Source organism: Bradyrhizobium sp. WBOS08 (assembly GCF_024585125.1).
Taxonomy (GTDB): Bacteria; Pseudomonadota; Alphaproteobacteria; order Rhizobiales; family Xanthobacteraceae; genus Bradyrhizobium; species Bradyrhizobium japonicum_B.
In genome coordinates, this window is sequence record NZ_CP028988.1 from 1,152,403 (window position 1) to 1,169,625 (window position 17,223).

Below are 17,223 nucleotides of genomic sequence, written 5' to 3' on the forward strand. Positions count from 1 at the left end.
TCATTCCATTTGTTATGTAAAGTAGAATATTTGATCCAAACGGTGAAATGCCGTTAAACAGGCGGCCGATCCGGAGACCCGAGACGATGAACAAGTCACAAGGCGCCATGAGCTACGACGAGCTGCGCGGCGCCATCGCGCAGCGGCACCGCGCGCTGTCGGGCCGGCTGCAGCAGATCGCCGAATTCGTGCTCGATCACCCGACGGATGTCGCACTGGGCACGGTCGCGGAGGTGGCGCAGCGTTCCGGCGTGCCGCCCTCGGCGATCGTTCGCTTCGCTCACGCGCTTGGTTTCGGCGGCTTCACCGAGATGCAACAGGTGTTCCGCTCACGCCTCGTCGCCGGCGTGGCGCCGAGCTACAAGGCGCGGCTCGCTCGTATGAAGAGCGAGGAGAAATCGGTGCTCGGCCGCCAGCCGGCCGCGGTGCTGTCGCGCTTCGTCTCGGAAGCTCAATCGTCGCTGGTCACGCTGAGCCAGTCCGTACATGCGCGTGAGCTCGACGCCGCGACCGCGATCCTTGCGAAAGCGCGCGACATCTATCTGCTCGGCCTCGGCGGCTCGTTTCCGGTCGCGACCCACCTCGCCTACGTGCTGCGCAAGCTCGGACGGCGCGTCGTCCTGCTCGATGGCACGGGTGGCAGCATCCACGAGCAGTCGCATGCTGCAACCGCGGAGGACGCGCTGGTCGCGATCAGCTTCCGGAATTACTATCCGGACACAGCGAGGCTGTTTCCCGAACTCGTCGCGCGCGGCGTCCCCACGATCTCCATCACCGACAGCCTGTTGAGCCCGATCGTCGAGGGCGCACACGTCGTGTTCGAGATCCAGGACATGCCGGAGCCGGCGTTGCGCACGCTGGTCGCACCGATGTGTCTCGTGCAGGCGATGGCGATCGGCCTCGACCTCGCCGCCGACTAGGTTTCAAGACAGGAGAAGATCATGGCGGCACATGACGGGAACATATTGGCAGGCCAAGTGGCGCTCGTGACGGGCGCGGGACGAGGGCTCGGCCGCGCCTTTGCGGAGAAGCTCGCGGCCCTCGGTGCCGACGTCGCCGTGCACGGCATGCGCGAGAACGGCCCGGCGGAATATGGCGAGGGCACCACCCTCACCGCCGTCGCCGCCGAGATCGGCCGGCAATTCGGCGTGCGCACCACGCGCGTGCTCGGCGACCTCACCAAGGGCGAGGACATCGCGCGCGTGATTGCCGAGACGGAAAGCGCGCTCGGCCCGATCGACATTCTCGTGCACAACGCCGGAGGCGATATCGCGGCCGCCGGCGGCAAGCCGGATCCGAATGACGCGGTCCACATCAAGGAGGCCGATGTGCGCGCGGTGCTGGAGCGCAACCTGCTCTCGACCATCCTGACCTGCCAGGCGGTCGCCAAGGGCATGATGGAGCGGCGGCGCGGCCGTATCGTCACGCTCGGCTCAGTCGCTGCGTTCAAGGGACGCACCCAGGGCTCGATCTACGCCGTGGCGAAAGCGGGCGTGACGCATTACACGCGCTGCCTCGCCGACCAGCTCCGCCCCTACGACATCGCCGTCAACTGCATCGCGCCGGGCGACACCCGCACCGGCCGCTTCCTCGGCACACGGGCGGTGGCCCCCGAGAGGATGGTCGAGACCGGCACGCTCGACCGCATCGCCACCGTCGACGAGGTCGCGCGTGTCGTCGCCTTCTTCGCAGGGCCCATGGGCGCGTTCGTCTCAGGCCAGGTGCTGAGGATCGACGGCGGCGGACAGTGCTGGCCGGCTTGAGTGCATCCGGCAAGCCGCAACGAAAAAGGGCCGCTGCGAAGCGGCCCTTTGTTATCCGGACTGAGACGCGCTCACTCGACCCGCGCCAGCACCGCGAGCTTGCGGATGCCCTTGTTGCGGTAGGCGTCGAGGAACGCGTAATAGTCCTTGAACGACACGCAGCCGTTGGAATCGCCGCCCGGCCCGAGCATGAAGGTGTGTGCGAGCAGGCCATCGCGGCCGTAGATCGCGCTCTCGCCGCCGATCGGGGTCAGGCGCAGTGCCGGCACGCCGTGGAACAGGGCCTCGCGCGGCTTCAGCGTGTAGATGTGGGGCGGAGTCACGCCGCGCATGCGCAGGCGACGCGAGCTCGGATCGTCGCGGTTGGCGCCAAGGCCGGAATGCGCCTCGAGCCTGGTGCCGTCGGGCAGATACACCGTCTTGGCCATGATGTCGTAGACCGCGGTGTCGCGCTCATAGGGCGGCGCGCCGCCGAGCATCGGATTCTGCTCCTTCGGCGCGATGGCAGCGGTGATGCTGGCGTCGGCCGAGGCATAGGCGAGCAGCCCGCCGGACGGCTCACGCTTGCCCCAGAGCTTTTCCACCATCGACTGGCGCGGCCCGGTGATCGACATCACCGCAGCCTTGGCGCGGTCCGCGAACGATGTCTTCGCTTCAGGCGCCGGCACGATCTGGGCCGGATCGGCCGAGGCGAGCTGGATCTGGGCATCCGGAGCACGCTTGGCCTTGTCAGTTGTCTTGTCAGTGGCCTTATCAGTGGTTTTGGCCGGAGCCGCCGGCTTCAGCGCTTCGGCGACCTTCGCGATCACGCTCTGCTTCGGCGCGTCCTTGGCCACCGCGACCTGGGTGGACGGCGCGGCGCTCGCTGCATTCGAGGGCACGCCTTGCGTCGCGGCCGCAGCGAACCGCTCGTTGAACATCTCCCGCGAGATCGGGGCGGTGACCTGCAATCGGTCGGGCAGCAGCGCGAAGGCTTCCTTGATGGCATCGCCTGCCTCGCGCAGCACGACCTTGGGGGCGCGCTTGATCACCGGCTCGTCGTAGCCGATGCCGCCCATGGTCGGATAGACGCTCGCGCCGAAGACGTTGCTGTAGATGGTCCAGCCGGCGCCCATCACGAGGCAGCCGATCGCTGCGGCGCCGAGCCAATTGGTCGTGGTCATTTGCCGGGAAGATTTCCGCGAATGGCTTTGCGAGAAATTTTTCGACTTCCGTGCCGCGTTACTCGGCGCAGCGATACTCGTACTCATTCGCCTTGCGTCCAGGACGGTGTCACTCAGTCCCCCTTCAAAGTGCCGCTGGTCACGATCCGGGAACAGCATCTCGCAGAGGGTCGGAGCGTCATTAAGGCGACTTTTAGTTAAATGCGGATTAAGTTCGGGCGGATGTAGGGCGGCTCGTCAACGCTGTCTCATTCTGGGAAAAAGCCCCGCAGAATTACGGACTTAGGCGCGTCTGTTAACCATCATTCTCGGCCGGATCGGCGTATTCTGCGAACCTCTCCGGCCGCCCCCTTAGGCGCATCCAACCAAGTCCTTTTCGTGGTCTTCAATGCCCGGAAGATGACGGGGAAAGCATTTGCGCGAGGCCGGCGAGCATGCGCCTCTTCACGCGCTCTTGCCTGACTCGCTTGGCGTCCGCGTTGGGCCGCCCACGCCATCACGCTTCGTACAGCGCGACGTGGCACCGGTCTTCCCTGACCGAAAGTTGATCGGGCCGGACTGGAAAATGCCGCAGCGGGGAAATAGCTGGCAGAGCGGCACTTTTCAGCAGCCTCTGCGTGGGATACGGTACCGTATCAACGCCTTGAACTGTGCCAAGCACGCAAACGGAGGCTGGCATGAGAGGGTTCGCGCGGGCCGGATTTTTCGCCCTGGCGTGGTCGTTTCTGTTGATTGGTTCTGCAATTGCACAGCCTGCCGCCAATGCGGGCTGCACGGCAACGCCATCCACCGCAGGCACACAAGTCTGGCGCTGCGGCAGCGGCATCACCATCGTCGCAGAAAACGGCGCCCGATTTGAACTAAAGGACGCCAACCGCGACGGACATATAGACTCCGTCGAATTGAGCAGCAAAGCGCTGCTGGTCGAGGTGCCCAGGAAGCCCCGGGGCAATGCCTTCAAGGTGCTGACGCCGCAGGCGATCGCCGCGGTGCGCGGCACCAGATGGGCGGTCGATGTCGCCGAGGCCAAAACCTCCGTCTTCGTCGCTGACGGCCGTGTCGGCGTCAACCGCAGGCCCCGGGGGCGCGGCGTCGTTCTGGGCCCCGGCGAAGGCGTCGACGTGGAAGCGACCGGCCCGTTGACCGTCAAGACCTGGGGCCAGCCGCGCGTCGACGCGCTGATGGCAAGGCTCGGCCAGTAGGACTTATAGGCCGACGGGACCCACAACAAGGAAGATTGCAGTTCACAGTGACTAGACGCGTTCAGATCCTGGTGGCACTCGTCCTCACCGCGCTGTGGGGTGCGGGCATCTATGCCGCGCACGCCTACGGGCATCTGCGTTTTCTCGACCGCCTCGAAGCCACGCTGACCGATTGGCGGACCCAGGTCCGCGGCGTGCAGCGGCCGCCCGATCTCGTCACCATCGTCGCGATCGACGATACCGTGGTGAAACGCGGCGGCAGCTATCCGTTGCCGCGCGCCGACCTCGCCCGCGTCGTCGATACCATCGTGCAGTTCAAGCCGAAGGTGGTCGCGATCGATCTCCTGCTGGTCGATCGCAGCGCCGCGATCGGCGACGCCACACTGGCCAACACGCTTGCCACCGGCCCCATGGTGCTTGCCGCCGCGGCGATCTTCCCCTCCGACAGCGAAACCGTGACGCCCAGCAGTGAGGACGGTCCCCTCGCCGTGCTGCCGCAGGCCGAGCGCTTCCTGCAGCCCCTGCCCGCATTCGCCGATCACGCCGAGGTCGGTGTGGTCAATGTCGCGACAGGACAGTCCGGCTCGCCGCTCTCGGTGCCGATGCTGTTCCGGACACGCGACAAGGTCGAGTTGTCGTTCCCGTTGCGCGTCGCCGCCCGCGCGCTCGACGAGCCGCTGACGGTCGCGCCGGACCATCTGAGGCTGGGTGAGCGCGTGGTGCCGACCGACAGCGACTTCGCGCTGCCGATCACCTATTACGGCCCGCGTCGCACGATCCGCACCGTCAGCGCACAGAGCATCTTCGACGGCACGCTCGACCGCGCCGCGATCGAGAACCGGATCGTCGTGATCGGCGCCTCGGTCGCCGGCGGCGGCGATTTCTTTCCGACGCCGTTCGACTCCCTGATGCCCGGCGTCGAGGTGATCTCGACGGCGATCACGCATCTCGTCGCCGGCGACGGCATCGTGCGCGACCGCAGGGTCCGCATCGCTGAAGCGCTCACTGCGATCCTGCTGCCGATGCTGCTGGTCGGCCTGCTCGCCTGGCGCCGTAGCGCGCTCGGTATCGCGGCGGCCGCCGCTTTGATGATCGCCTGGGCCGGCATCAATGCGTTCGCGTTCACTCATGGCGTCTGGTTGAATGCGGCAACCACACTTGCCGCCGCAGTGCCGCCGGTTGCGATCTTTGCCGGTGTGCAGCTGTGGGCCGGAGGCCGCCGCACGCAATATCTCGCCGCCAAGAGCAGGTCGCTTGCCCGGTTGCAGTCGCCTGCAGTGCAGGAATGGCTGGCGCGCGACCCGAACTTCCTGTCGAAGCCGGTTCGGCAAAACGCAGCCGTGGTCTTCATCGATCTCTCCGGTTTCACGGGTTTGAGCGAGCGGATTGATCCGGACGAAGTCAGGAATCTTCTGAAGGCGTTTCACGCGCTGATCGACAGGATCGCGGTCGATTGCGGCGGCACGATCACGGGCTTTCTCGGCGACGGCGCCATGATCCTGTTCGGACTTCCGGGTGCGATGCCCGATGATTCGGCGCGCGCGCTGAAATGCGCAATCGATCTGCATCGCAGCGTCGAACGCTGGATCGCCTCACTGCCATCGGCCATCGGCAATCGGCTTGGCTTCAAGATCGGCGCGCATTTCGGCGAGATCGTCGCCTCGCGCCTTGGCGAAAGCCACCAGCACATCACCGCGACCGGCGACACCGTCAATGTCGCGAGTCGGCTGATGGAGGTTGCCGCCCGGAACGGAGCGCGGCTCGCGCTGAGCGATACGCTGCTGGATGCGGCCGACTTCCACGGCGCTCCGGACGGCGTTCTGTCGGGCCCCCTGCTCGCGCAGGTCCGCGGCCGTTCAGCCGTCGTGACGGTGTGGTTCTGGCGCGATCAGAGCGGCCCGGGCCAGGCTGCGGCCAGGGCCGAGATGATCGACTGAACTTATCGCGCTTCCGGCGGCGGCGAGCGGTCGAGCACATCGCCCTTCGCGCCCTCCAGCAGGTCGATGCTGTAGGTCTCGACCACGAGCGGCCCGCGCTTGCGCTGCAATTGCGCAACCTGCGTGACCTTCGCGAAGCGGTCGTTGAGGAATGGGTGGCCGCCGGAGCGCAGCTCGTCGACATAGAGCAACTTGGCCGCGAGCAGCTTTGGATCGGGCTCGGCCATGTTGACCCAGCGGATGCGCTGGGTCTGCTGCAGCACGCACGTGCCTCGCGGCAAATAGAAAGCGAGCCAGCCCGTGGTGCCGTAGTCCTGCGCGAGCACGCAGCTCGCGCCATGGCGCGCGCGCACCTCTTCGATTCCCGCGGCGAGCTCGCGCCAGCCGACACCGACGCTGCGCACGGTGGCGTCGCGGCGATAGCCCGACAGCCAGCCGGTATTGGCCTGCACGATCAACGCGGCAAACATCACGATGCCGGTGGGCGCGGCCCAGCGCAGGCAGAAATCCGCCAGACGCCGCGCCCGCGGCTTCCACTGCACGAGGTTGGCGGCCGCCGCGGCGGCGATGACAAAGGGCGGATAGACCGGCGCGAACCAGTTGGCCTCGACACGGGCATGCAGCGAATGCCAAACGAAATAGGCGACGATGGTCCAGAACATCGTCTCGATCAGCACGCGCGAGGCCAGCGCGCCGGCGCGCTGCCAGGTCAGCGCGTGCAGGCCCATCGCGCCGAGGATGAAGACCAGCGGGGTCGCGAACGCGATCTGGGTCGGGATCAGCTCGGCGATGAAGACCGGGCGGAAGTCCTCGATCCTGGCACGGCCGAGCTGCTTCGCGAATGAGACCCATTGATGGTCCGCATTCCAGAGGATCACCGGCGCGAACAACGCCAGCGCAACGAGGCCGCCGAGATAGGGCCAGGGCGAGAGAAACCAGCGCCGCAGCTTCGGCACGAAAGCGAGCCAGATCAGGATGCCAGCGCCAAAGAACATCGCGGTATATTTCGACAGCAGCGCCGCGCCGACGGCCGCGCCGACCGCGAGCCACCAGACGCCGCGGCCGGTCTCCAGCACCTTGGCGAGGAAGAACAGCACGAAGCTGGATGCGACCAGCAGCGGCGCATCCGGCGTCACGATCAGCGTCCCGACGGAGGCCAGCAGCGTCACGTTGAGCAGGATGGCGCTGGTCGCCGCGACGCGCACCCCGCCGAACAGGATCGCCGCGGAGCGGTAGACCGCATAGCTCATCGGCAGCGCCAGCAGGATCGAGACGAGGCGGACGCCGAGCTCGGTATCGCCGGCGATCATGGTGCCGGCCCGGATCACGTAGGCGACCATTGGCGGGTGGTCGTAATAGCCCCCGGCCAGGTTCTTCGACCACATCCAGTAATAGGCTTCGTCGAAGGTGACCGGCGTGAACGCGGCCGCGACGAGCCGTAAGCCGACCAGCGCGAGAATCAGCAGCGCGCCGTTGCGGACGATCCGCGCGTCAGCCCCGCCCATATCGCGCTATTTCTTGCGCCAGACGAACAGTCCGGACATCGCGTAATTCCACACCACGCCCATCAGCGCCCCGGCCATGCCGGCCAGCCACCAGATCGGCTCCTGGTCGTACACCGAGAAGGCGACGCCGACATTGGCGAGCAGACCGACGCTGCAGACGATATAGAAGGCGATCAGGCCGCGCAGCAGCGCAAATCCCTTCAGCCGCTGGTCGCGATAGGTCAGGAAATTGTTGAGGATGAAATTGCTGGTCATGGCGACGACGGCGCCGGCGGCCTGCGCCTCCGCGAATGGCGCGTTGAACAGGCGAAGCGCGATGAACAGCGTGGCGAGATGCACCACGAGGCCGATGCCGCCGACCATCGCGAACAGGATGAAGCGCAGCGAGACGACGTCGTTGGTCAGCTTGGCGAAGACGAGGCCGAGGAAGTCGAGCGCGACCATGGAATCGAGCTTGCTCTCGCCGTGCTGGCGGGCGCCGAAAGTGTAGGGAATCTCGATTGCCCGCAAGCTGCCATGCGCGGTCGCCACGATGTCGAGCAGGATCTTGAAGCCGTGCACGGACAGTTTTGGCGCGAGCTGCTCGAAGCGGTCGCGGCGGATCATGAAGAAGCCGCTCATGGGATCGGCGATCTCGACCCGCAGCATCTTCCTTGCGACCTCGGTCGCCAGCGCGCTGGCGCCGGCGCGCTGCTTGTTGAAGCCTTCGCTCTTGTAGCCCTCGATGTAGCGGCTGCCGACCACGAGGTCGGCCTGGTCGCTCGCGAGCAAGAGCAGCATCTTCGGCAGCTGCGTCTCGTCGTGCTGGAGGTCGGCATCGATCACGGCGACAAAGGGCGCGCTGGAGGCCAGGATGCCCTCGATACAGGCGCCCGACAGACCCCGGCGGCCGATGCGGCGGATACAGCGGACGCGGCTGTCCTGCTGCGCCAGCGCGCGCACGACGTCCCAGGTGCCGTCGGGCGAGTTGTCGTCGACGAACACGACCTCCCAGGCGACGTTGGCGAGCGTCGCCTCCAGGCGCCGGTACAGCACCGTGACGTTGTCACGCTCGTTGAAGGTCGGGACAATGACCGACAGTTCCGGGCCCTCGTGAGCCTTCTGCGGAATGTCGGAGCCCGGTCTGATCGCTTCGTTCATGACGGCAGCGTATATCTGCCGCATCCTGCGCTGCCAAGCCGGGAGGTCTGTGGGAACGGCCCCAAAAAGGGGCCTAAAATGCCAACGACCCCGGAACGGCGGGCCGCGCGTACATCCGGCGCAAGCCCAAGCTATTCCAAGGTCGTCCCAGCGCCGGAGTTTTCGCTCAACGTCGCCGTTAGAAGCAAGATAGGAAGGACAGGCCTGCTCCGCAAGGGGCCGGAAACCGGAATTTCGGGCCTTATTGGTTCGGCACTTCCCGGATGATCGGGCCGCGCGGAGCGGGCGCGGCGGGAGCTGCGGGTGCCGCGATCGGGGCCGGCTCGGCTTTCGCCGGTTTGGGCGGCTTGCCGTACTGGCCGATCGGCCCGAACACGACGGCGACCGCAAGCACGATAGCGGCAACGATCGCGCCCAAAATGCCCCCCAACGATTCAGACGCCATGGACACCCATCCCTGTTCCAGATGCGGCCTGTGATATCACGGATGCGCGCGGAGCCGGAAGGGCCACGGCCCTACTTCGCCGGTGGCCTGTGCTTGACGAAGGCCGTCACGATGTCCTTCTGCGCGGATTCCACCGCCCTGTTCGCGGTCGCGAGATGGGCGCCGGCATCGATGTCAGGATATTGCGTGGTGAGATAATCGAGCAGCGCCACCCGGTAATATTGCCGCTCCGACCGACAGGCGCCCGCGACCGAGCGGCCAAAATCCTGCTCCGTCATGCCCTGATTGCTGTCGCGCGAATATTCCCGCGCCAGGCAATGCCAGTAATCGTCGCGGCCCTGCTGGGCGAGCTTCTGCGCGCCCTTGGCATCGTCGTCATCCGCCATGACCGGGGACATCATGGCGGCAGATGTCATCATGATGAGCGCCGCTCCCAGCATTGGCATCCGCATCTTGTTCTCCTTGTTCGCAGATCGCACTGCCGAGCTTAGACCGGTGGCGAGAACTGGCCAATCACATCTCGTTTGACTAGGATGACGTCTTCCCTCCCCGTCGGTGCGAGATCCTCCGTGGCCAAAGCAAAAACCGCGTCCAAAAAATCCGGCAACATCTTCATCGGCATCGGCGGCTGGACTTTCGAGCCGTGGCGCGGCGTGTTCTATCCGGAGAAGCTGGCGCAGGCGAAGGAGCTGTCTTATGCCGCCTCGAAGCTGACCTCGATCGAGATCAACGGCACCTATTACGGCTCGCAGAAGCCGGAGAGCTTTCGCAAATGGGCGAGCGAGGTGCCCGAGGGTTTCGTGTTCTCGGTGAAGGGTCCGCGCTTTGCCACCAATCGCCGCGTGCTGGCGGAAGCGGGCGATTCCATCAAGCGATTCTACGATTCCGGCGTGCTGGAACTCGGCGACCATCTCGGGCCGGCGCTATGGCAGTTCGCGCCGACCAAGAAATTCGACGGCGCCGATTTCGGCAAGTTCCTGGAGCTGCTGCCGCGCAAGCTCGAGGGGCGCGCACTGCGCCACGTCGTCGAGGTCCGCCACGACAGTTTCTGCACGCCGGATTTCGTGGCGCTGATCCGCGAGTTCGGGACGCCCGTCGTGTTCGCCGAGCACGGCAAATATCCCGCCATCGCCGATGTTGCCGGCGATTTCGTCTATGCCCGGCTTCAGAAAGGCAATGACGAGATCAAGACCTGCTACCCGCCGAAGCAGCTCGATGCCTGGGCCGAACGCTTGCAGGCCTGGGCGTCGGGCGGTGAACCGGACGATTTGCCGAAAGTCGACAAAGCCAAGCCGAAGAAGGAACCGCGCGACGTGTTCGCCTACGTCATCCACGAGGGCAAGGTGCGCGCACCGGCCGGCGCCATGGAATTGATCGCGCGGGTGAGCTGAGGAGCCCATGGCAAAGGCGAAAAAGCTGTTCACCATCGGCTATGAGCAGACGCCGCCCAAGGCGGTGCTGGACGAGCTGGAAGAGGCCGGCGTGAAGCTCGTGGTCGACGTGCGCGCGGTGACGTCGTCGCGCCGTCCGGGCTTTTCCAAGAAGCAGCTTGCGGCAGGGCTGGACGAACGCGGCATCGCCTATGTCCACCTCGCCGCGCTCGGCACGCCCAGGGAAGGCCGCCTCGCCGCGCGCAGCGGACAGTACGACGTGCTCGAGAAGATCTTCTCGAAGCACCTGAAGGCACCCGAAGCCAAGGAAGCCATGGACGAGCTCTCGGCGCTGGTGAAGAAGGCGGGCCCGGTGTGCCTGCTCTGCTACGAGCGCGACCATACCCATTGCCACCGCCAGATGATCGCGGAGATCATCGAGGAACGCGATGGGGTGACGGTAAAGAATCTGGCGGGACGGCAGGTGTAGCCACACCCGTCATTCCGGGGCGCGCGCAGCGCGAGCCCGGACTGACGACGACCTACCCCTCCCCCGCGAGCCTGAACGTTCCTTCCATCATCTGCACGGATTGTCCGCCGACATGCGCGGAGACGATCTTGCCGTCCTGCTTGCGCACGCGCGTCAGCAGCAGGCTCGGCCGGCCCATGTCGAAACCCTGGCCGACGGTGAGCTTGAGCTCGCCGTCGCGCACGGGATCGAGATCGGCGAACAGCGCGGCGGCGGCGACGGTCGCGCTGCCGGTGGCGGGGTCTTCGACGAGGCCGCTGGCGCCGCGCATGAACATCCGCGCCTGACGATCGCAGGGTGCCTCCGCCGCGGGCACGTCGCGCGTATAGAACCAGACCGAGCGGGCGCCATCGCGCGGCAACAGCTTGCCGTAGGCTGCCGCATCGGGCCGCGCGCGCTTCAGCGCCTCGCGCGAATGCAGCTCCATCACCAGAAACGCGTTTCCGACCGTGACGATCTGAGGCTCGTGATTGTCCGTCCTGATGTCGTCCGCGCCGAGCGAGATGCAGCTCGCGGCCTCGGCAGCCGACAGCCGTGAAAGCCGCTCCAGCGGCTGCGGCGCGGTCAGCTCGGTTCTGGTCACCCGCCCCTGCTCTCTCACGACGTCGACGGGCACGAGCCCGGCCTTCTCCTCGAACAACAGGCGCGGCTTCGGCTCCTGCGCCATCGAGGCCAGCACGAAGGCGGTGCCGACATTGGGATGGCCCGCAAAGGCGATCTCCTGCACCGGCGTGAAGATGCGCACCTGCGCATCATTGGCCTTGTCGCGCGGCGGCAGCACGAAGGTGGTCTCGGAATAGTTGAACTCAGTGGCAATCGCCTGCATCTGCGCCGTCGTCAGCCCGCCGGCGTCGAGCACCACGGCGAGCTGGTTGCCGCCGAAGGCGCGGTCGGTGAACACGTCGACGGTGATGTAGCGGCGCTGCATCGTCACTTCCCCATGCAAGTCGCGGCCAATAGCCGGCCGCATCGCCGGCAGTCTACAAGCCGGCGATATCGCTCGTCATGCCCCAAAATTCGGTGCAATCGGAGCAATCGCAATGATGTGTCGGACGTCAGTCAGAAGCAGCGCTAGCCCAGCTGAAACACCGGCACCTTCTGCGCGTAGCCGCGCACCTCGACCTCGCCGAGCGCGACGGCATCGCTGCCGGCATCGCCCACCGCCTCGCGCACGGTCGCGGAGATCAACAGCTGCGAGCCGAACTCCTTGTTGAGCGCCTCCAGCCGCGAGGCGAAGTTCACGGTGTCGCCGATGACTGTATACTCCTTGCGGCGGGGCGAGCCGATATTGCCGGCAACGACCTCGCCGAAATGAATGCCGATGCCGATGCGCAGCGGCCAGCTGGTCTGCGCGTTGATGAGAGCCATCGCCTGCAGCATCTCGCGGCCGGCGGCAACCGCCCGCTGCGCGGCGTCGGAGGCCTCCAGCGGCGCGCCGAACAAAGCGAGGAAGCCGTCGCCCAGGAACTTGTTCACGATGCCGCCGTGACGGTCGAGGATGTCGACCAACACCGCAAAGGCGCCGTCGAGCCGGTCGACCACCTCCTGCGGGCTGCGCGATTGCGCGCCGGCGGTGAAGCCGCGGAAATCGACGAACATCACGGCGACGCGGCGGACGTCGCCGCCGCCGCCGGTGCCCGCCGCCATCAGCCTCTCCACCACCTGCGGAGAGACGTGCTGGCCGAACAGGTTCGTCACCCGGTCGCGCGCGGTCGCCGCCGCAATGCTGGCGGCGAACTGACGGCGCAGCTGGGCGCCGACGGCGCCCGCCAGCACGCCGCAGATCAGGATGACGATGCTGCGCACGGCGTGGAAATAGACCAGCGGTTCGCCGGTCTCGTCGGCCGCGTTGTAGAGCAGCGCGACGGAGAAAAGCCCGGCCGCAGCGACGAAACCCGTGAACGCCGAGAGCCAGAAGTCGAGCCGCAGGGTCGAGAGGATGACGAAGATGAAGTACATCAGCGGCACGGCGAAGCCGATCGCCTGGCTGGCGCCCATGGTCCTGGTCTGCAGGACCAGGATCACCGTGGGCAGCGAAGTCTCGATCAGCGTGCCGATATAGCGCCTGACCACCGGCAGGTCGCGATCGAGCCGGAGGTTCTTCCTGATCTGGGTATGGACCCAGACCTCGAACAGGATGAAGCCGGCCAGCAGACCGTAGACCTCGAAGATGCCTCTCGTTCCACGCCAGACCCGATTCACCACGCCGGGGTCGATCAGATAGATCGCGGTGAGCAGCAGCAGCATGACGCAGCCCGTCGCAATCAGCGCCCGCACCCGCAATAGCTCGGTGCGCAGCACCTCCCGCGTCAGCTCGCGCTCGAAATCCTCCGATAGCACGGCGTGGTGCCGTGTCCTCCTGCTCGCAAACCTGACCATTCCACCCCCTTGTCATTCCGGCGCGCGGCAAAGCCCCGAACCCGGAATCTCGAGATTCTCAGGTGCGCAATTGCGTACCATAGTTCGATGCCAGCGCATCGCCCCGGAATGACGTCGAGACAGTTTGCCTCAATCCAGCGTGCGGCGGAAGCGGGTCACGGCGATGGTCATGGCGAGCAGCATCAAAGCCGCCAGCGCCAGCGTATCGAAGTGCAGATTCTGCATGGTCGCGCCCTTCAGCATGATGGCGCGGACGATGCGCAGATAGTGGGTCAAGGGCAGGCATTCGCCGACATATTGCGCCCAGGCCGGCATGCCCGCGAACGGGAACATGAAGCCGGACAGCAATATGCTCGGCAGAAAGAACATCATCGACATCTGCATGGCCTGGAGCTGGTTCTGCACCACGGTCGAAATGGTGTAGCCGATCGACAGATTGGTGGTGATGAACAGCGTCGAGAGCAGCGCCAGCAGGAACAGATTGCCGAGCACGGGGACGCCGAACAGGCCGACGCCTATACCGATGATGAGGAAGGCCTGAAGGAAGCCGACCAGCACATAGGGCACGATCTTGCCGAACATCACCTCGACCGGCTTGATCGGCATCGACAACAGGCTCTCCATGGTGCCGCGCTCGACCTCACGCGTCACCGACAGCGCGGTGAAGATCAGCATGGTCATCGTGAGGATGGTGCCGACGAGCCCCGGCACGATGTTGAGGCTGGAGGCCGCTGCCGGATTGTAGCGGGCATGCGCGCGGATCTCGAACGGCATCTCCGGGGGATCGCCGATATAGAGATCATGCTTGAGCGCGGTCTGCACGATCATGCCGAGCGAGCCGATCGCCGCGCTCGCCGCCACGGGATCGGTGGCGTCGGCCGCCACCAGCAGCGCCGGCCTGTCGCCGCGCCGCACCGCGCGCTCGAAGCCGCGCGGGATCTCGACGCCGAACAGCACCTTGCCGGATTTGAGGAGATTGTCGAAATCCTCGACGTCGTGCACCTCATAGAGAAAGCGGAAGTAGGCCGTGTTCTCCAGCGCCTTCAGGATCGAGCGGGCGAGATCGGAATCCTCCTGGAGCAGCACTGCGCTCGGCAGATGATGCGGCGTGGTATTAATGGCATAGCCGAACAACATCAGCTGCATCACCGGCAGCATCACGATCATCGCGAACGACACCCGGTCACGCTTGAGCTGGATAAACTCCTTGATCAGCATCGCATAGGAGCGCCGCAGGAAACCGAAGCGCTCGCGGATGTCGTGCCGTGGTGCCGGATGGTCGACGGCGCTCATTGGAAATTGTCCTTGGAGCGTCCCATCAGCTCGATGAACACGTCCTCCAGCGAGGGTGACGACTCTTGCCAGTGCAGGCCGCTCCTTTCGCGCCACGGCCCAATGCTGGCTTCAAGCGCGGCGACGTCGCGCCCCGAAACGTGCAGCGAGGTGCCGAACGGCGCCACCATGTCTATCCCGGACTTGCCGGTGAGCTCGGCCGCAAGCGCGTTGAGGTCCTCGCCCGTTACGGTGTAGGTCGTCAGCGCGGACTTCGCGATCACCTCCTCCACCGTGCCGCGGGCCAGCAGGTGGCCGTAGGCGATGTAGGCGATCTCGTGGCAGCGCTCGGCCTCGTCCATGTAATGGGTCGAGACCAGCACGGTGAGGCCCTCGGCAGCGAGTGCATGGATCTCGTTCCAGAAATCGCGCCGCGCCTTGGGATCGACGCCGGCGGTGGGCTCGTCGAGCAGCAGCAATTGCGGATTGGGCAGCGTGCAGGCTCCGAGCGCCAGCCGCTGTTTCCAGCCGCCGGAGAGCTCGCCGGCGAGTTGCTCCTCGCGTCCGGACAGCCCAAGCCGCTTGATCATGTCGCGCGCCGCGGCTCGCGCATCGGCGAGACCATAGAGCCGCGCCACGAATTCCAGGTTCTCGCGCACCGACAGATCCTGGTACAGGCTGAATCGCTGGGTCATGTAGCCGACCTGGCGCTTGATCTTCTCGGAATCGCGGCGGATATTGTAGCCGAGGCAGGTGCCCTCGCCGCTGTCGGGCGTGAGCAGCCCGCAGAGGATGCGGATGGTCGTGGTCTTGCCCGAGCCGTTCGGCCCGAGGAATCCGTAAATCGAGCCGCGCCTCACCTGCATCGACAGATCGTGCACGACCTCGCGGCCGCCGAACGATTTGCTCAGGCCCTTGACGTCGATCGCGATGCCGTTGCCGCCGTTCATCGCTTGTCCGCCACCGGAGTCCTGGGATTGAGATAGACGTCGATCGGCTGGCCGACCCGCAGCGCGTCGGGGCGCGAGGGCCGCGCCTGGATCAGATAAACCAGCTTGCTGCGCTCATCGAGGCTGTAGATGACAGGCGGGGTGTATTCGGCCGAGGTCGCGATGAAATAGATCTTTGCGGTGAGATCGGCCGCGCAATTGTCGCAGGAGACGCGCACCGTATCGCCGATCGCAAGCTTCGGAAGCGCCGTCTCCGGCACGAAGAAGCGCAGCTTCATGTTGCCGGGCGGCATGATCGACAGCACCGGCCGCTGCGCCGCCACCATCTCCCCCTCGCGGAAATAGATCTGCTGGATGGTGCCGGCAACGGGCGCAAAGCCCTTGCGCCGCGCCATCCGCGTTTCCGACGTCGCCACCCGCGCTTCGGCGACACGCAATGCGGACACGGCGGAGTCGAGATTGGCCTGCGTGCCCGACCCGGTCTTGCTCAGCGAGGCCGCGCGATCATAGGTCTGCTGCGCGTTCGCCAGCGTCGCCTTTTGCTGGTTGAGATCGGCGCGCTGGAGATCGTCATCGACGGAATAGAGGGCGTCGCCGACCTTGACCTCGTCGCCCTCGCGGACATCGAGCTTCGTCACCCGCCCCGCTTCGTCCGGACTGACGAAGATCATGTCGGCCTCGACCCAACCCTGGAAGCCGGGATCGCGCTTCTCGTTGCACCCGGCGAGCGCGGTTGCGAGCACAATAGCCAATGCAATACTGAAAAGTGCGTGCGACGACCTCATGTCGTCCTCCGTTCGCCAAAGATCAAATCGAGATGGACGCGCAGCATGTCCTGCGCGTCGAGCGGCGCATGCCGCGCAAACAGGCTCTGCCAGATCACCGCGATCATCGCCGGCGCGACCAGGATCTGCGGATAGCGCGCGAGATCCTGCTGGCGGATCTCGCCGCGGGCGATGCCGAGCTCGATCAGCCCGCGCATGGCGGCGATGCCGCGCGAGACGACCTCGCGGTAATAGAAGTCGGCGACGGCTGGAAAGCGCGGCCCCTCCGCCACGATCAGCCGCACCAGATCGCCGCGCCTGGTGCCGATGACCTCTTTCAGAAAGTTGCCGGCAAAGGCCTCGATGAGGTCGCGCACCGAGCCCGTCGGCGGCGGCAGCGCAGTCAGCCGCGCCACGACCGGCACGATCACGACGCGCACCAGCTCCTCGAACATCGATTCCTTGTCCTTGAAGTGCAAATAGATCGTGCCCTTGGCGACACCGGCGCGCTTGGCGATGTCGTCGAGCCGCGTCGCGGCAAAGCCGCGGGCGATGAATTCCTCCATCGCCGCCTCGACGATCGCCGCGCGCCGCTCAGCCGCGCGCGTGGCACGGTTCGAGGCGGGGATCTCTCCGCGGGTGGGGGGCGGACGGTCGCCATCGTTTGCAGACGGTTTGGCGAGCTCGGTCGACTTCTTAGACATCAGCAATTTATGACTGACTAGTCAGTCATCGTCAAGACACCAGCACCCTAGAATGGATCCTCAAATTAGTATTGACTAATGCATTAGCGGATACTAATTT

The 17,223-nt window shown here is 65.8% G+C and carries 17 protein-coding genes; 6 read left to right on the forward strand and 11 right to left on the reverse strand.

The features are described from left to right. Positions 1-86: 86 nt before the first annotated feature. Complete coding sequence (locus DCM80_RS05590) at positions 87-920, forward strand: MurR/RpiR family transcriptional regulator (protein ID WP_257196090.1); 834 nt, start codon at positions 87-89, stop codon at positions 918-920. A gap of 21 nt (positions 921-941) precedes the next feature. Next, on the forward strand, positions 942-1,763 hold the full coding sequence (locus DCM80_RS05595; protein ID WP_257196091.1) for an SDR family NAD(P)-dependent oxidoreductase: 822 nt from the start codon (positions 942-944) through the stop codon (positions 1,761-1,763). Positions 1,764-1,834: 71 nt separating this feature from the next. Here DCM80_RS05595 and DCM80_RS05600 read toward each other — a convergent pair whose 3' ends face one another. Next, entirely contained in the window at positions 1,835-2,926 is a 1,092-nt protein-coding gene (locus DCM80_RS05600; protein ID WP_257196092.1) for a DUF2778 domain-containing protein, read from the reverse strand. Positions 2,927-3,603: 677 nt separating this feature from the next. Between DCM80_RS05600 and DCM80_RS05605 the strand changes: the two genes are divergently transcribed. Together DCM80_RS05605 and DCM80_RS05610 are read left to right on the forward strand one after the other, a co-directional pair. Further along, positions 3,604-4,128, forward strand: a complete 525-nt coding sequence (locus DCM80_RS05605; RefSeq protein WP_257196093.1) for a FecR domain-containing protein — start codon at positions 3,604-3,606, stop codon at positions 4,126-4,128. Between the two features lie 47 nt (positions 4,129-4,175). Continuing rightward, the gene (locus DCM80_RS05610) at positions 4,176-6,065 is read left to right on the forward strand and encodes a CHASE2 domain-containing protein (protein WP_257196094.1); all 1,890 of its coding nucleotides are present in this window, start codon (positions 4,176-4,178) and stop codon (positions 6,063-6,065) included. A 2-nt stretch (positions 6,066-6,067) separates the two neighbouring features. On the opposite strand, the gene DCM80_RS05615 is transcribed toward DCM80_RS05610, so the two are convergent. The 4 genes from DCM80_RS05615 to DCM80_RS05630 form a co-directional block, all read right to left on the reverse strand. Further along, the gene (locus DCM80_RS05615) at positions 6,068-7,570 is read right to left on the reverse strand and encodes a glycosyltransferase family 39 protein (protein ID WP_257196096.1); all 1,503 of its coding nucleotides are present in this window, start codon (positions 7,568-7,570) and stop codon (positions 6,068-6,070) included. A gap of 6 nt (positions 7,571-7,576) precedes the next feature. Further along, positions 7,577-8,710 carry a glycosyltransferase family 2 protein gene (locus DCM80_RS05620; RefSeq protein ID WP_257196097.1) on the reverse strand — a complete coding sequence of 378 codons (1,134 nt, stop codon included), beginning with the start codon at positions 8,708-8,710 and terminating at the stop codon, positions 7,577-7,579. 241 nt (positions 8,711-8,951) lie between these two features. Next, on the reverse strand, positions 8,952-9,155 hold the full coding sequence (locus tag DCM80_RS05625) for a hypothetical protein (RefSeq protein ID WP_257196098.1): 204 nt from the start codon (positions 9,153-9,155) through the stop codon (positions 8,952-8,954). Positions 9,156-9,226: 71 nt separating this feature from the next. Beyond that, a complete protein-coding gene (locus DCM80_RS05630; protein WP_257196099.1) occupies positions 9,227-9,607 on the reverse strand; it encodes a hypothetical protein in 381 nt (126 codons plus the stop codon). 117 nt (positions 9,608-9,724) lie between these two features. Between DCM80_RS05630 and DCM80_RS05635 the strand changes: the two genes are divergently transcribed. Both DCM80_RS05635 and DCM80_RS05640 read left to right on the forward strand, forming a co-directional pair. Next, complete coding sequence (locus DCM80_RS05635) at positions 9,725-10,546, forward strand: DUF72 domain-containing protein (protein WP_257196100.1); 822 nt, start codon at positions 9,725-9,727, stop codon at positions 10,544-10,546. Between the two features lie 7 nt (positions 10,547-10,553). Then, positions 10,554-11,015: a DUF488 family protein gene (locus tag DCM80_RS05640; protein ID WP_257196101.1), complete on the forward strand. Its 462-nt coding sequence runs from the start codon at positions 10,554-10,556 to the stop codon at positions 11,013-11,015. A gap of 52 nt (positions 11,016-11,067) precedes the next feature. Here DCM80_RS05640 and DCM80_RS05645 read toward each other — a convergent pair whose 3' ends face one another. From DCM80_RS05645 to DCM80_RS05670, 6 genes are all read right to left on the reverse strand, one after another. Continuing rightward, entirely contained in the window at positions 11,068-11,982 is a 915-nt protein-coding gene (locus tag DCM80_RS05645) for a PhzF family phenazine biosynthesis protein (RefSeq protein ID WP_257196102.1), read from the reverse strand. A 143-nt stretch (positions 11,983-12,125) separates the two neighbouring features. Beyond that, a complete protein-coding gene (locus DCM80_RS05650; RefSeq protein ID WP_257196103.1) occupies positions 12,126-13,433 on the reverse strand; it encodes an adenylate/guanylate cyclase domain-containing protein in 1,308 nt (435 codons plus the stop codon). Between the two features lie 129 nt (positions 13,434-13,562). Next, the gene (locus DCM80_RS05655) at positions 13,563-14,726 is read right to left on the reverse strand and encodes an ABC transporter permease (protein ID WP_257196104.1); all 1,164 of its coding nucleotides are present in this window, start codon (positions 14,724-14,726) and stop codon (positions 13,563-13,565) included. Beyond that, positions 14,723-15,655 carry an ABC transporter ATP-binding protein gene (locus tag DCM80_RS05660; RefSeq protein ID WP_257196105.1) on the reverse strand — a complete coding sequence of 311 codons (933 nt, stop codon included), beginning with the start codon at positions 15,653-15,655 and terminating at the stop codon, positions 14,723-14,725. The genes DCM80_RS05655 and DCM80_RS05660 overlap by 4 nt, the downstream gene beginning before the upstream one ends. After that, positions 15,652-16,440: an HlyD family secretion protein gene (locus DCM80_RS05665; protein ID WP_257196106.1), complete on the reverse strand. Its 789-nt coding sequence runs from the start codon at positions 16,438-16,440 to the stop codon at positions 15,652-15,654. Before DCM80_RS05665 ends, DCM80_RS05660 begins: the two co-directional genes overlap by 4 nt. Beyond that, complete coding sequence (locus DCM80_RS05670; RefSeq protein ID WP_257196107.1) at positions 16,437-17,123, reverse strand: TetR/AcrR family transcriptional regulator; 687 nt, start codon at positions 17,121-17,123, stop codon at positions 16,437-16,439. Before DCM80_RS05670 ends, DCM80_RS05665 begins: the two co-directional genes overlap by 4 nt. Positions 17,124-17,223: the final 100 nt, after the last annotated feature.

What these genes read in the sequence shown, in the direction of transcription:
- DCM80_RS05615 (WP_257196096.1), bottom strand. Translation starts at nt 7,570, where the DNA reads ATGGGCGGGGCTGACGCGCGGATCGTCCGCAACGGCGCGCTGCTGATT.
- DCM80_RS05650 (WP_257196103.1), bottom strand. Translation starts at nt 13,433, where the DNA reads ATGGTCAGGTTTGCGAGCAGGAGGACACGGCACCACGCCGTGCTATCG.
- DCM80_RS05640 (WP_257196101.1), top strand. Translation starts at nt 10,554, where the DNA reads ATGGCAAAGGCGAAAAAGCTGTTCACCATCGGCTATGAGCAGACGCCG.
- DCM80_RS05605 (WP_257196093.1), top strand. Translation starts at nt 3,604, where the DNA reads ATGAGAGGGTTCGCGCGGGCCGGATTTTTCGCCCTGGCGTGGTCGTTT.
- DCM80_RS05595 (WP_257196091.1), top strand. Translation starts at nt 942, where the DNA reads ATGGCGGCACATGACGGGAACATATTGGCAGGCCAAGTGGCGCTCGTG.
- DCM80_RS05625 (WP_257196098.1), bottom strand. Translation starts at nt 9,155, where the DNA reads ATGGCGTCTGAATCGTTGGGGGGCATTTTGGGCGCGATCGTTGCCGCT.
- DCM80_RS05645 (WP_257196102.1), bottom strand. Translation starts at nt 11,982, where the DNA reads ATGCAGCGCCGCTACATCACCGTCGACGTGTTCACCGACCGCGCCTTC.
- DCM80_RS05620 (WP_257196097.1), bottom strand. Translation starts at nt 8,710, where the DNA reads ATGAACGAAGCGATCAGACCGGGCTCCGACATTCCGCAGAAGGCTCAC.
- DCM80_RS05655 (WP_257196104.1), bottom strand. Translation starts at nt 14,726, where the DNA reads ATGAGCGCCGTCGACCATCCGGCACCACGGCACGACATCCGCGAGCGC.
- DCM80_RS05670 (WP_257196107.1), bottom strand. Translation starts at nt 17,123, where the DNA reads ATGTCTAAGAAGTCGACCGAGCTCGCCAAACCGTCTGCAAACGATGGC.
- DCM80_RS05660 (WP_257196105.1), bottom strand. Translation starts at nt 15,655, where the DNA reads ATGAACGGCGGCAACGGCATCGCGATCGACGTCAAGGGCCTGAGCAAA.
- DCM80_RS05600 (WP_257196092.1), bottom strand. Translation starts at nt 2,926, where the DNA reads ATGACCACGACCAATTGGCTCGGCGCCGCAGCGATCGGCTGCCTCGTG.
- DCM80_RS05590 (WP_257196090.1), top strand. Translation starts at nt 87, where the DNA reads ATGAACAAGTCACAAGGCGCCATGAGCTACGACGAGCTGCGCGGCGCC.
- DCM80_RS05665 (WP_257196106.1), bottom strand. Translation starts at nt 16,440, where the DNA reads ATGAGGTCGTCGCACGCACTTTTCAGTATTGCATTGGCTATTGTGCTC.
- DCM80_RS05630 (WP_257196099.1), bottom strand. Translation starts at nt 9,607, where the DNA reads ATGCGGATGCCAATGCTGGGAGCGGCGCTCATCATGATGACATCTGCC.